This window comes from Micromonospora sp. NPDC048898, from assembly GCF_043198035.1.
In the GTDB taxonomy this organism is placed as follows: Bacteria; Actinomycetota; Actinomycetes; order Mycobacteriales; family Micromonosporaceae; genus Micromonospora.
In genome coordinates this window covers 73,462-86,561 of the sequence record NZ_JBICUF010000011.1, presented here as the reverse complement: position 1 = coordinate 86,561, position 13,100 = coordinate 73,462, and the positions used below count along the sequence as shown (strand labels likewise).

The 13,100-nt window shown below is 67.8% G+C and carries 13 protein-coding genes and 1 pseudogene; 10 read left to right on the top strand and 4 right to left on the bottom strand.

Annotation, left to right across the window (positions count from 1 at the left end; translation table 11 throughout):
• Positions 1–3: 3 nt before the first annotated feature.
• Positions 4–486 carry an NUDIX hydrolase gene (locus ACGFIQ_RS25280; RefSeq protein ID WP_393247546.1) on the bottom strand — a complete coding sequence of 161 codons (483 nt, stop codon included), beginning with the start codon at positions 484–486 and terminating at the stop codon, positions 4–6.
• 149 nt (positions 487–635) lie between these two features.
• Between ACGFIQ_RS25280 and ACGFIQ_RS25275 the strand changes: the two genes are divergently transcribed.
• The 6 genes and pseudogenes from ACGFIQ_RS25275 to ACGFIQ_RS25250 all read left to right on the top strand — a co-directional run bounded on the left by ACGFIQ_RS25275 (position 636) and on the right by ACGFIQ_RS25250 (position 6,312).
• Positions 636–1,856 carry a hypothetical protein gene (locus ACGFIQ_RS25275; RefSeq protein ID WP_393247544.1) on the top strand — a complete coding sequence of 407 codons (1,221 nt, stop codon included), beginning with the start codon at positions 636–638 and terminating at the stop codon, positions 1,854–1,856.
• Positions 1,853–2,440 (top strand): GTP cyclohydrolase I, encoded by a 588-nt coding sequence (gene folE, locus ACGFIQ_RS25270; RefSeq protein ID WP_393247542.1) that lies wholly within the window; start codon positions 1,853–1,855, stop codon positions 2,438–2,440. Before ACGFIQ_RS25275 ends, folE begins: the two co-directional genes overlap by 4 nt.
• A complete protein-coding gene (locus ACGFIQ_RS25265) occupies positions 2,437–3,480 on the top strand; it encodes a cysteine synthase family protein (protein ID WP_393247540.1) in 1,044 nt (347 codons plus the stop codon). The genes folE and ACGFIQ_RS25265 overlap by 4 nt, the downstream gene beginning before the upstream one ends.
• Complete coding sequence (locus ACGFIQ_RS25260; protein ID WP_393247538.1) at positions 3,470–4,483, top strand: ornithine cyclodeaminase; 1,014 nt, start codon at positions 3,470–3,472, stop codon at positions 4,481–4,483. Before ACGFIQ_RS25265 ends, ACGFIQ_RS25260 begins: the two co-directional genes overlap by 11 nt.
• A gap of 320 nt (positions 4,484–4,803) precedes the next feature.
• A pseudogene (locus ACGFIQ_RS25255) lies at positions 4,804–5,004 on the top strand (helix-turn-helix domain-containing protein); the annotation flags it as partial.
• 465 nt (positions 5,005–5,469) lie between these two features.
• Complete coding sequence (locus tag ACGFIQ_RS25250) at positions 5,470–6,312, top strand: hypothetical protein (protein ID WP_393247806.1); 843 nt, start codon at positions 5,470–5,472, stop codon at positions 6,310–6,312.
• Here the strand turns inward: ACGFIQ_RS25250 and ACGFIQ_RS25245 are convergent.
• From ACGFIQ_RS25245 to ACGFIQ_RS25235, 3 genes are all read right to left on the bottom strand, one after another.
• Entirely contained in the window at positions 6,279–7,340 is a 1,062-nt protein-coding gene (locus ACGFIQ_RS25245; RefSeq protein ID WP_393247536.1) for an NAD-dependent epimerase/dehydratase family protein, read from the bottom strand. The two genes, ACGFIQ_RS25250 and ACGFIQ_RS25245, sit on opposite strands and share 34 nt — an antisense overlap.
• Before the next feature lie 220 nt (positions 7,341–7,560).
• The gene (locus tag ACGFIQ_RS25240; protein ID WP_393247798.1) at positions 7,561–7,971 is read right to left on the bottom strand and encodes a haloacid dehalogenase-like hydrolase; all 411 of its coding nucleotides are present in this window, start codon (positions 7,969–7,971) and stop codon (positions 7,561–7,563) included.
• A 66-nt stretch (positions 7,972–8,037) separates the two neighbouring features.
• Positions 8,038–8,295, bottom strand: a complete 258-nt coding sequence (locus tag ACGFIQ_RS25235; RefSeq protein WP_393247534.1) for a hypothetical protein — start codon at positions 8,293–8,295, stop codon at positions 8,038–8,040.
• Between the two features lie 179 nt (positions 8,296–8,474).
• Between ACGFIQ_RS25235 and ACGFIQ_RS25230 the strand changes: the two genes are divergently transcribed.
• The 4 genes from ACGFIQ_RS25230 to ACGFIQ_RS25215 all read left to right on the top strand — a co-directional run bounded on the left by ACGFIQ_RS25230 (position 8,475) and on the right by ACGFIQ_RS25215 (position 12,714).
• Complete coding sequence (locus ACGFIQ_RS25230) at positions 8,475–9,491, top strand: helix-turn-helix domain-containing protein (protein WP_393247532.1); 1,017 nt, start codon at positions 8,475–8,477, stop codon at positions 9,489–9,491.
• Entirely contained in the window at positions 9,488–10,063 is a 576-nt protein-coding gene (locus ACGFIQ_RS25225) for a kinase (RefSeq protein WP_393247530.1), read from the top strand. The genes ACGFIQ_RS25230 and ACGFIQ_RS25225 overlap by 4 nt, the downstream gene beginning before the upstream one ends.
• A gap of 225 nt (positions 10,064–10,288) precedes the next feature.
• Positions 10,289–11,653 (top strand): helix-turn-helix domain-containing protein, encoded by a 1,365-nt coding sequence (locus ACGFIQ_RS25220; RefSeq protein ID WP_393247528.1) that lies wholly within the window; start codon positions 10,289–10,291, stop codon positions 11,651–11,653.
• A complete protein-coding gene (locus ACGFIQ_RS25215) occupies positions 11,650–12,714 on the top strand; it encodes a PfkB family carbohydrate kinase (RefSeq protein ID WP_393247526.1) in 1,065 nt (354 codons plus the stop codon). The genes ACGFIQ_RS25220 and ACGFIQ_RS25215 overlap by 4 nt, the downstream gene beginning before the upstream one ends.
• Positions 12,715–13,100 lie beyond the last annotated feature (386 nt).

Genomic DNA, 13,100 nt, shown 5'->3' with positions numbered 1-13,100 from the left:
ACCTCAGACCACGGCGGCCGGAGCTGCGGTCAGATACCCACGCATCAGAATCCCGTCCCGGTGCAGGCCCTGCTCAACGTCCCGAACCGGGTAGCTGGCGACGCCGGCGTCATTGAGGATCTGCATCACCGTTGGGTGCGGCTGCACCTCATCGACCGATGCCTGCACCACCCCGTCCACGTGATGCCCGCCGGCGGTCACCCGCGTCGCGGTGCCGGCGCGGAACGCGAACATCACGAAGTGATAGGAGCCGTCCTCGGCGCGGATCTCGTACACCCCGGTCGGCGTCAGCTCGCCCACCTCGAAGCCGGACTCCTCGACCGTCTCCCGGCGGGCCGCGTCGTGCGCCGACTCCCCGAACTCCACCTTGCCGCCCGGCAACAGCAGCCACCCCGCATACGGGCCGCGCTGCTGCCGCACGAACACCACCTGACCCGACGCGGTAGGTACGACCGCCAGCGCGGCGATGGTCGGCTTCGTAGTCACAATCACCGGCTCCCGACAAGTCCAACAGCGCCCGCACCTCGTATCAGCGGTCAACGACCGGGCGGGAGGCGCCCGTGGCACCCTACCGCCGGTCTCCTACGCGTTCCTGACAACACGCCCCAGCGAACCGTGCGGGGAGGCGAGTCTCAATGACACCCCCCGCCGTCGGCCAGGCGCTGCTGCTCATCGCGAACGCTGACCTGCTCCACCACCCCCGGGAACTGGGCCGGGACGAGCCGATCACTGCGGTTACCGTGCCCACACCGCCACAGCCGGGCACGCCGCACACCATCATTGCCAGCTTCAGCGACGACCGACTCCTGCCCGTGATCACCCGGACCTACGACGGAACCCGCCAGCACACCCAGCAGATCCCGGCCGACGCCCTCCTGACCGGTCTGCATCTTGGCCGCACGCTCACCGATGCGCTGGCCACGATCGGCGGGGCTGACCCGCGTGGTCACACACCGCTGTTCTGTGCCACCGCCCACCCCGACGGATGGCACACCTACAGCCGGGTGCACCTGCGTCCCGACGCCGGATGCTTCATCCGCACGGCCCCTACCCCCACCGGTGACCCGGCCGATCCCGTCAGCTGGATCGCCGATGCGGTCGCCCGCCATGGCGCGCACGCCGCGCAGCTCAACAGCCTCGACGGTGCCATCAGCCAGGCCCACCTGGGCAAGGAAATCGAAACCAAGTTCACGCTGCCGCGCGACACCTCCCTGTGGCCCCTCGCTGTCGACCTGCACGACCGGGTCGCTAACGGCGCGTTACGCGAGATGGCACCCCGCTTCCGCGACCCCCTCGAAACGTGGGACTTCGCCAACACCCTCTTTGAGGTCCACGGACCGGGCCCGCAGCGCGGCTACGTCTCGTTCCTCTACACCCAGCCCGGCCTCTACCAGGTCAAACGCAAGAACTACGACACCGACGCCCTGGTCCGCCACGAGCACGTGGACATCGATGTCACCATCACCGTCCCCCTCGACAGCTACGTACGTGACACCCTCGGGCTCCTCGCCCGGCCCATGCCGGGGTTTCGCCGGATGCGCTACGACATCAAGTTCGAGTCGCTGCGCACCGGCCACCACTACGGCATCTTCGTCGACCGCTGCGCCCTGTACGCCGACCCGACCGAAACGCTCGTCCAGGTTGAGGTCGAATACCTACGCAGTCGAAGCGTGCTGCCCCTGGACGAACCCGCCGTCTTCACCGAGGTCGAGCGCATCACCGACTGGGTCGCCGGCGTCCTCGCCGAGCACGCACTACCGGCCCAGCCCGGCTACTACTCCAAGCTGTCCTTCCTCCGCGACGTCGTGGCGCGGCGCCCGCATCTCCTGCCCCCGGTCGACAAGGACGCCCCATGACCACCGACCCCAGCACGACCACTGCCCCGCCGGACCTCGAGTCTGCGCGCGACGCCGCCACCCATCTCCTCAAGGCGCTGGGGGTGGACATCGACGCCCCAGGCACCGCCAACACCCCGACCCGGATGGTCGCCGCCTACGCCGAACTGCTCACCCCGCGCCCGTTCACCCTCACCACCTTCCCGAACGACGCCGCCTACGACCGTCTCGTCACCGTCCGGGCGATTCCGTTTCACAGCCTCTGCGAGCACCACATGCTGCCGTTCCGCGGCAGCGCCGACGTCGCCTACCACCCCACCGATAAGATCGTCGGGCTGTCGAAGCTGGCCCGGCTCGTCGAGCACACCGCCAGACGCCCGCAGGTCCAGGAACGCCTGACCCAGCAGATCGCCACATACCTCGCCGAACGCCTCGCCCCAGCCGGTGTCGGCGTCCTCGTTCGCGCCGAGCACCTGTGCATGACCCTGCGTGGCGCCCAGGCACCAGGCACCGAGACGATCACCACCGCGCTCCTCGGCACGGTCCGATTCGACGCGGCGCTGCGCGACGAGTTCCTGCACTCGGCCCGGTCAGTGGTGAGATGAGGCAGGCAGCATCGCAGCCGTCACTGCACACCTCAGCCACCGCCGGTGCGGCGACTCCGGTCGCGGTCCTGCAGGTGCCACTGCCGTCTCGAACCGTGCGGTTGCGCCTCAAACTCGAAGCCGAAAACCGGTATGGCTCCGTCAAGGCCCGCACCGCCCAAGCCCTGCTCGACTCCCTCGTCGCCCAAGGCGCTCTCCGACCCGGCGGACACGTCGTCGAGTCAACATCCGGCAACCTCGGCATCGCCCTCGCCGGCCTGTGCCGCGAGCGCGGCTACCGGTGCACCCTCATGGTCGACGCCACCACGCCCGCCTACAGCCTGGCACGGATGATCGAACTAGGCGCCGACCTGGTCACCGTCGACACTGCGGACCCGATCCACCAGGTCCACGCTCGCATCGACGCCGTCCACGCCTTCCGGCTCCACCACCCCGACACCGCATGGACCGACCAGTACAGCAATCCCGCCGGCCCAGCCGCCCACGCCACCACCACCGGCCCGGAACTCCTCGGCCCAGCCGCGCTGGGACTCCCCGACGCCGTCGCCATCCCCGTGTCGACCGGCGGCACACTGGCCGGCGTCATCGCACACCTACGCGAGCACGCCCCCACCGTCCGCGTCGTCGCCGTCGACGCCGTCGGCTCCACCGCAACCGGCGGACCACTCCGGCCGCGCCCCCGCAAACTACCCGGCTTCGGCTCCGGCCTCGTCTCCCAACTCGTCCGCCCCGACGAGTGCGACAGCATCATCCACATCACCGACGACGACGCCGCACACACCTGCCGCGTCATCCGAGCCCGCACCGGCCTGTCACTCGGCGGCTCAGCCGGTGCCGCCGTCACCGCCGCCACGCGGCTGGCCACCGAGGACCCCACCATCAGCGACATCGCCTGCCTCTGCCCCGACGGCGGCGACCGATACCAGAACAGCATCTACGCCGCTACCGCCGAGCCACCATCGACGGCCAGCGACACCGACGCCATCAGCGCCCTTTACAACGCCGCTCTACCGCAAGGAGGCATCTTCTATGAGCCTTGAGCCGCTGCTGTATCTCAGCGAGGCCGACGTCACGAAGCTGTGCCAGTCGATCGATCCGCTCGCCATCGTTGAGGACACCTTCTGCCGAGTCGCGCAGGGAGTCGCGGGCGTTGGCGCGGAGGCAGCGCTCAGATGGGCCGCGCCCGACGGCACTGCCGCCCGCAGCCTCGTCCTACCAGCCACCTCCGGCAACACTCACGGCTGCAAGGTCATCAACTCGTGCCTTGGCAACCTTGACCGCGGACTCCCGCGCGCCCACGGCCTCATCGTGCTGCACGACGATGCGACTGCCGCGCCGACCTGCGTCATGGAGGGCGGGGTCATCAGCGCGCTTCGTACGGCAGCCGTCTCCGCCGTCTCCGTACGTGCACTGCGCGATTTGGCCGCGGTCCGCAGCATCGCCGTCCTTGGCTGTGGTCGGCAAGCCGCCACCCATCTCACCCTGCTGACACCCCTCTGCGCCAACCTGCGACGCATTCTCGCCTTTGACCTCAACGTCGAGCGCGCGAAACGATTCGCCGATAGCCACAGCCGGCAGACAGGAATCCACGTCGCCGACGACGCGGAAGCAGCGGTCCGGGGCGCAGATCTGGTTATCGCAGTCACCACCACGACGACCCCGTACGCGCAACTCGACTGGCTTCAGCCAGGCGCGACATTCCTCAACGTCTCCCTCGACGACGCCACAGAGGCGCTCCTGCTCAGAAGCGACCACCTCATCGTCGACGACTGGAACCTCGTGAGGAACGACCATCACCGCCTACTCGGGCAGCTCGCCCGCACAGGCGCGGTCATAGGACCTACCAAGGCAAACACGACTTACGGACGCAGAGTCGACGCTGACCTAGCTACCGTCGTGTCAGGCCGTTACGAACGACCAGTTCACCCTCACCACCGCGTCGTCATCAATCCGTTCGGCATGGGGGTGCATGACATCGCGATCGCCGCTGAGGTACAGGCCGCAGCAGCTCGATCAGGCATGGGAATGCTCTTGCCTCGATGACCGCTACCTGCTCCAAAGCCCAGTCGAGACGGTCGACCCCGCTGCTTGAGGTGTGCACCGTCCTTCGCACAAAACATTGACAAAACTCCGACAATCGCTCCTCGTGGGTAAACCAGTGAAACTCCGCCGACAGGCTGCCTAACGAAATCGGGCCGCGACCTGCGCAACCCTCACTCCAGGCCATCGCAGACCGACCGGTGCCGGTGCCACAGAGCCGTTTCCGCCACGGGCGGGTGCCAAAACGCCACACTGGCCATCACAAGGAGCAGCTATGGTCTAGCGCATCGTTATCACAAGCGCCGCCCGTGAGGGAAGTAATCATGGCTGTTAGCGAGGAAGTTGCGGATTCATGGCGCGACCTTGGCCACCGACTCGCACAGCTACGCAAGAGCGCCGGGCATACCCAATACGTCTTCGCGGGGCTCGTTCGATATGGCCGCAGCTCCGTGGCCAACACCGAGACCGGACGCCAGCAGCCCGATCGGGAATTCTGGGTCCGCTGCGACGCCGTCCTGCAGACCGGTGGCATCCTCGCCCAGGAATACGACCGACTCACCGTGTACGCCCAGCGGCAGCGCCGCGCATCAGGGACCGCAGCACGCCCCCAAGGCGCCACTCCGCTGGCCGAGAAGTCCGTACACCGGCCCCACATGCCTGGGGAAGAGTGGCACCGACAAGCGGAATTCGGGCCAGGGCAACAGCGTCCGGGCACCAACGCTCGACACCTCCTCCCTGGAAGCTCCCATGCCTGGTCCGAGCGCCTGCCTGGCCCGATTGACGGGTTTGCTGGCGGGCCGGGCGACACGTACGTTGGCGTGGAGCGTTCGATCAGGAACGCCGCTCGGGTAACCACCGAACACGCGATGGATGCAGGGGCGTGGGCCGTGTCAGAGGCCACAATTGAGCAGCTATGTGATGACGCAACCCGAGTAGCGCGAGACTTTGCGCGACTGACCCCCGCCGTCGCCGTCAGCGAGACTCTGCGTGTGCGAAACCTTGCCGTCGCGCTGCTGGAGCGGACACGCCGTCCCGGACAACAGCGCGAGCTTTACCTCATCGTTGCGCAGGCAGCAGCTCTACTCGCGAGTGAGAGCGTGGATCTCGGCCTGTGGCCGTCGGCAATGGAGTACGCGCGTGCGGCATACACGTACGGCGAGGTCGCCGGGCACGACGGCGTACGGGCATACGCACGCGGCATGCAAGCAACGATCGCTTACTGGACTGGTCAGACCGCGGAGGCGGTCGGGTACGCCGAGACGGCGGTAGCTCTCGCTCCAGTGGGCGTGGCACGAGTCCGGGCCCTGGCTGTCCTCGCCCGCGCCTGGTCACATCGAGGCGCCGCAGACAACGTCCGTCGGGCCGTCAGCGCGGCCGAAGACGCGCGTGGCAGCGACGGGCAGGACCTGCTCCACGACATCATCGGCGGCGAGTTCGGCTACACCCCAGCGCAACAGGCACGGAGCGCCAGCACAGCCTGGCTGGAGGTCGGCCACGCAGAACCCGCAATCGCGGCGGCGGTCAGCGCGCTCAACCTCGCAGGAGGCCAACCCGGCAGCGAGTGGTCTACCGTGCTAGCTGAAGCGCGAGCCGACCTTGCCACCTGCCAACTACTCGGCGGTCACCTCGACACCGCGCGGGAGACGCTCGCCCCGCTGTGGGCCATGCCGTCGGACTGGCGGCGCACCGGCCTGCTGGGACGGCTACAGCGGATCCATCGCCTGCTATCCGAACCCCAGTGGCAAGCCGTCTCCAACGCCCGCCAGGTAGCAGAGCTCGCTTCCAGCTTTGGAACCGCTCACGCAGGGCGGCCCGCCTTGCCGCCAGCTTGACGAGCCTGCTGCCAGGCCAACAACAACTCACTCTCACGTTTGGGAGGGAGGCCATGATCCGCAGCTCGGCCCGCCTCACCGTCGCCGGTGATCGCAGCGCCGCCGCTGTTCATCCACGCCCAGGTCTCCACCACCGTCTCGTGTAGCGGCCGACACCTCAGCCCCGCGGTCGCCGCGCGACGGCTGTCGACCTTCCAGACTCCTGGATTCGTCCTCCACAGTGGCAACTCGGTCCACTGCTGCACGTCCTGAGCACTGAGCCAGTCCGAATCCACCCAAACGGGTTCAGTGCCCGCCCCCGTCACGGCGACGCAGCTTTCGACGAGATCGCCGAAGGTCGCATGGTCCATGGGCGCGGTCACGTTGTACGTACCCGAAACTCGCGAGGAGGCGCAGTGCAGGGCGAACTGTGCGACATCGCGAACGTCGACCGGTTGGATCGGACGACTATGAGGCCCTGGAACCAGAAGGCGGCCCCCGCGGGCCGCCCGGCCAAGCCACCACGTCAGACGGCCGACATATTCACGGGGCCCGAGGATGACGCCTGGACGCAGAAGCGTGGAGTGCTCCGTGCCGATAACCGAGACCACGGCTCGCTCACATCCAGCCTTCAGAGCCCCGTACTGCCCCGCGTAGCCCAACTCCACGCCGAACGACGCGTTCGCGTCTGGTGGGCAGGCGAAGAGCGCCGAAGTGTCGTCCAGCGCTTCGTTCGGCCACCCGGTGTAGACGTTTACGGAGGACAGGAACACGTAATGGCCGACCACCGATTCCAACGCGGTCGCGGCATTCAGAACCTGCTTCGGTACAAATCCGATCGTGTCGATGACTGCGTCCCACGGCCCGTGCCCCGCAAGGCGCCGTAGATCCTCGACCCGCTCCCGGTCACCGCGCACAGCCTCGACCCCGGCAAGATCGGGTGCTGAGGCACCCCGGTTGAAGGTGGTCACAGACCAGCCCGTATCGAGAGCGAGCTCGCCGATCGCTCGACCGAGATACCAAGTTCCGCCAAGGATGAGCAGCCGCATCGCCCCATCATCGCTGACGGCCTCTCGGATATCGACAGCGCCCGCGGGCTAGCCGGTTAGCCGAGCGCGGCGATTGCCCCGTGCAGTTCGCAGCAGCCCGGTGCGCTCGGGAAGCGCGCTGCTAGAGGGTGTCGAGTGCGCGGAGCTCACCGAGCCCGAGAGCGGCTGGCCCGATGGCCGACGAGCCGATTGTCCTCGAACTTGAGGAACAGATGGCCGCCTAACAGGTAGCCGGCGACCCGCCCGCATTCAACAGCGAACTCGCGGCGGCCACCACCGCCGTCGGGTCGAGACTGCCGAGCACCACGTCAGGTTCGTAGGATGCCAGCTCTTGACGCCCAATCCGATGCGCGACGACAGCGACACGAAAGTCGGCGTGACGTGCGCAAGCGATATCGTTGGGCGCATCCCCGATGACGATCGCTCGCGCAGAATCGAGCGGATCACCGTAGACCGCAGAGGAGCGCTGAGCTACAACTGCCGGAAGCTGAAAGCGATCTCGAGCGTCCGACCCGAATCTGCCGACGCGAAGATCAAGAAACTCATCCAAGCCCGCGACGTCCAGCTTCACCTCGGCAGCCGAACGCAGATTGCCGGTCAGCACGGTCTGGATGAAACCACGGCCGTGCAACTCCGCGATGCTCGCCGCAGCACCTGAGTACGGTGGCTGGACCTTAGCCAACTCCTGCCGACCCTCTTACATGACCGCAGCAACGGCCTGGCGGAAGCCGGGTATGCCCGCCTCCGCAGCTGACGGGTCGACGCCCGAAGCGATCGCCGTGTCGACGGCGATCGACTCGTCCGTATACCCATGCACCTTCTTGTCAGGGAAGACAACCTCGGACTCCGCAATGCCGTACGCACGAGCGATCGCGCGCGTCAGCCAGCGCAAGTCCGCAGGGATGAGCGTCCCGTCGACGTCCCAGATGACTAAGCCGGCGCCGCTGTGGTTCATGGAACATCGTGACACCCTCACCACGCTCACCCGAAGTTGGCCCGCCTTGGTTTGAGGCCGGCCGACCACTCGGCGCCTCCTGGGACTACCTCATGCCAGCCGACGACGCTACTGTGGTCACGCCGGATGAGCAGCGATAACCCTGCCCTCCGCCAGCGCCTCAACTCAGGAGCCTGTCGATGTCAATTCCAGCGGCGGAGGACCCCAGTGGTGCCTGGCTAGCGCTGGGGCAAACGCTGGCGGCGCTGCGCAAAGCGGCCGGCTATACCCAACACACGTTCGCCCCGCTCGCCTGCTACGGCCGCAGCACCATTGCGAACGTGGAGACCGGTCATCAGCGCGTAGACCGTGGATTCTGGGTCCGCTGCGACACGTTGCTAGGTGCCGATGGCGCATTGATCCAAGAGTACGACCGGGTGGAGAGGCTGACACGTGGTAGGCGTCGTCACCAAGCGCTCGTCGCCACCACCACCCGCTACCGTGGGGCGCACCCGTTGATGGATCATGTCATCCGGCATACCGCTGCGGCAGGTTCGGGCGACAACGCCGGGCCGAGCATCGAAGGCTTGCGACGGCGGATCTTCGATGCGCACGAAGCCCGCGCCGGTCGGTCCGAATGTGCTCCCGCGCTTGTTCTAATCGGAGGCTACGCGGGCTCCGGGAAGACCGAGTTCGGCCGGATGTTGGCCGGCATTACTGGTTGGACGCTGCTGGATAAGGACCAGATCACTCGCCCCTTGGTTGAGGACCTGCTGTCTGCGATGGATCGCGACCCCAACGATCGGCACTCGGAGGCATACCTACGCCGAGTCCGTCCGGTGGAGTACCGCTGTGTACTAAACGCGGCTTTCGCTCAACTGGATGCAGGCGGGTCCTGCATTGTCAGCGCCCCCTTCCTGCACGAATTACCCAACGCCGGGTGGCTCCAGCGCCTCACGAATAGGTGCAGCACTCGCGGGATTGGCATCCTCTCCGTGTGGGTCGACGCAGACGTCGATTCAATGTACGACTATCTGGCGCGTCGAGACGCCGCACGCGACAGCTGGAAGCTCAACCACTGGGACACATACGCCGCCAGCGTTGACCCGACGTTGCGGCCAGCGCTGCCGCACTTCGTCGTCGACAACGCCCGTCACGCCGCTGCCGGGCTCTCCGGGCACGCCGATGCGGTGACTCGGATAGTCTCGCCCTCGTGACCACTCCGGCGATCATCCTGTATGGCCCACCGGCGGCCGGCAAGGACACCATCACCGCAGCTCTGCACCAACTCGATCCGCGATACGTCGGATTCGGAAAACTCAAACTCGCTGCCGAACACGGCGATACCACAAGATATCGATTGGCCAGCGCGTCCGAATTGCAACAGCTGCGCGCTGACGGTCTCGTAATTTACGAGAACGATCGCTACGGAAATCGATACGTCGTCGACCGGCCCGGCCTTGACGCTGCCTTCGCCGCCGGCCAGATTCCGGTCGTGCACATGGGTCAGGTCGTCGGCGTACGTGCCCTGCGCGCCTACGAGGTCGACTGGCTGCCTGTGTTGCTCTGGTGCTCCCGGGAAGCAACCTTCACACGCGCCCGACTGAGGGGCAGCGTCGACGTGGACGCACGGCTGACTGTATGGGACGAAACTCTGCAGGACCTCGATACTGCTACACCCGACGAATTCGCGCTGCGTATCCACACAGACCACCATCAGCCGAACGAGGCAGCTCTCCTCATCGATGCCGCCCTACGCCGGCGTACCGGTCGGATGATGATGGAATGACTTTCTCACAATGCTGTCGGGGGTGGCCCTGCACGCCGCCCGGCCTTGGTGGTTACCGCCCGAGGCGGAACCATCTACCACCGACGGCGGGTGGAGGACCGACGCAGCGGCGCCCGCACGGTAGGGTCATCATCCACATCGAAGATCGCCTTTGGCCGGCTCGGCCATCTCGGCCAGCAGAGGCGGCGATGGCCCCGGGGGGCAACGGTGTCAGACCCGCACGAGGTGAGCGAGGCATGGCGCGCGCTCGGCCAGCAGTTGGCCGTGTACCGCAAGGCTGCCGGCCACACCCAGCACTCGCTGGCGCCCATAGTCTTCACCGGGCGCAGCACGATCGCGAACACCGAAGTCGGGCGCCAGCACCCAGAGCGAGCCTTCCGGGGGCGCTGTGACGAGATCCTCAACACCGACGGCGCCCTCACCGCCGGGTATGACCAAGTCATCGCCGTCCGGCAGAAGTACAGGCGGGCCAGGGGAACGGCAGCATTCACCACCGCCCTGACCGCAACCGGCACCGCCCTAGTGACCGACACAGGCGGCCAGCTCGCCGGGGAGGCCGATATCGTGACGGCTGTGGAAGACGGGCGGGGCCAGCAGGTTCTGGTCAGCCGCCGGGCGCTTCTACAAGCGGTCCCCGGCGGTGTGGTGGCATCTCTGGCGGGTGCGGAGCCGCTGGTCGCGGCGACACGGGCGGCGCAGGTTGATCCGGCCGTCGTGGAGCACTTCGCGGTACTGCGGTCGGTGCTCGTGGAGTCCGACAACCGGGTCGGCGCCGCGGCGATCCTCCCCACGGCCCGCCAGCAGCTCGGCCACATCGCCGACTACCGCCGAGCCGCACGAGGCAGTCTGCGCGACGCGCTGTTGAGTGCCGAGGCCCGGTGGGCAGAATTCGCCGGCTGGCTCAGCGACGATTTGGGCGACCGCGACGCTGGCGAATGGTGGCTCGCCCAAGCATTGACCATGGCCCAAGAAGCCGGCGCCATGGAATTCACCGCCTACGTCTTCGCCCGCATGGCGCAGCGGGCCGTCGACGCCGCCGACCAGGACCGCGTACTCGGGCTCGCCCGTGCCGCCGAACGCGCCGGCAGCGCCCAGGAGCAGGTGCGCGCGTTCGCGGCGGTGCAACGCGCCCACGGGCATACCGTCGAAGGTGACGCCGGCTCGTTCCGGGCCGCCATCGACGAGGCCCACCACCTCGCTGCCGCCACCAGAACAGACGGCGGTGGGCTCGGTGCGTTCTGCACCACGGCATACATCAGCGCGCAGGGGGGCGAGGGCTGGCTTCGGCTGGGCCGCGCCAGCGCCGCCGTCCGCTGCTTCGACGAGGCCCTCGACGCGTGGCCGGAAGCGTACCGACGCGAACGGGGCCGCTATCTGGCACGCACCGCCGCCGCCCACGCCGCCGCCGCCGATGAACCCGAGCTGGCCGCTGCCGCCGCCCTCGCCGCGCTCAACCTGGCCACCCTCACCCGCTCGGCACGAATCCGACGCGAGGTCGTAATCGCAGGCCGCCAGCTCACGGCGTTTCCCACCCAGCCCGGAGTGCAGCAATTGCATGCCGCCCTGGCCGCTTCCGCAGCGACATTGTGACCGACAGCAGCGGTTCGGGCGACAGCGTCGATGTCGCATTCGTCGGCCGGGCCAACATCGACCTGACCATCCACGTACCCCACCGTGCCCGACCTGGCCGCACCGCCATCGGCTCGCCTCTGACCGCCACAGCCGGCGGAAAGAGCCTCAACCAGGCCATCGCCGCCGCCCGCCACGGCGGGCGCGCCACCCTGATCGCCAACGTCGGCGCGGACACCTGGGGCCACCAGATCACCACAGCACTGACCGACGCAGGCGTCGACACCCGCCACGTCCAGCTCATCCCCGACGCCACCACCGCAGCGGCCATCATCGAGGTCACCCCAGACGGGGAAAGCTACATCACCCTCGCGCTCTCACCCGCCACCGAACTCACCCCCGGCGACATCCACCGCGCCGCCGCCGGCCTCGGCACGGAAGCCGTCATCGTGCAGCTCGACCTACCACCCGAACCCGTGACCACACTGCTGAGCCACCGCCGCGCGCCGATCATCATCGGCAACCTCGTCCCCCACCCCGACCTCGGTCCCACCCTGCTGGCGGAACTCGACGTCCTCGTCGTCAACCAGCATGAGGCTGCCGCCATCCTGCGCACCACCGCCGGCAATCCGCTCGACGCCGCCGTCGCGCTGCAGCGCCTCGGCCCCCGTACCGTCGTCGTCACCGCAGGCCCCAACGGCGCCGCCTTCACACACCCCCACGGATCAGCCACCCTGCCCGCACCGGCCGTCCCCGTCGTCGACACCACCGGAGCCGGCGACGCCTTCCTCGGCTGCCTCGCCCTCGACCTCGCCCGCCACACCCCCTACCCGAGGCCATCAGCACCGCCGTCCATGCCGGCTCCCACACCGTCGGGCACAGTGGCGCTCACACGCCGACACATCGGATTCCCTGACGGAAGCACTGGTTCAACGGCGGCTGCCAGCACAACCCGTCCTGGCTTTATCGGGCAGCTCACACAGAGCCGACAGAGCCAAGCCCCTCAAGTCGGCCCACCAAACCCTCGTCGGCCAACGCCGCGCGCTCAGCCGCCACTTAGGATGCCCATCCATCCCAGATGACCAAGCCGGCGCTGCTGTGGTTCATAGAAGCATCGTCGCACGCGCAGGGGCAGCCAACCCTGTCGAGCATCGCCGGACTCGCTGCCGGGCCAGGACGGACAGACACCGAAGCGAGCTGGAGTCACTGCTGGCCATGTGGTTGTCAGCGGATTGTCGGATCCGACCGGCAGGACTTACCGACATCAACGATCACTTGATGGACTCACCCCAAGTATCGCAGTGCAGCTGGGGCGCTACCGCGGCCATCCGCGACCTCCTACAGCCCCTCGCGCCAGTCCAGAGCCCGCACCACACGGTCCTGTCCCGCTGACCCGTGGGCGGGGCCATCGCCGGCTCTAAGACAACCCGGCACACCTCCATGCCGGGCCGTACACCACGCACAAAAC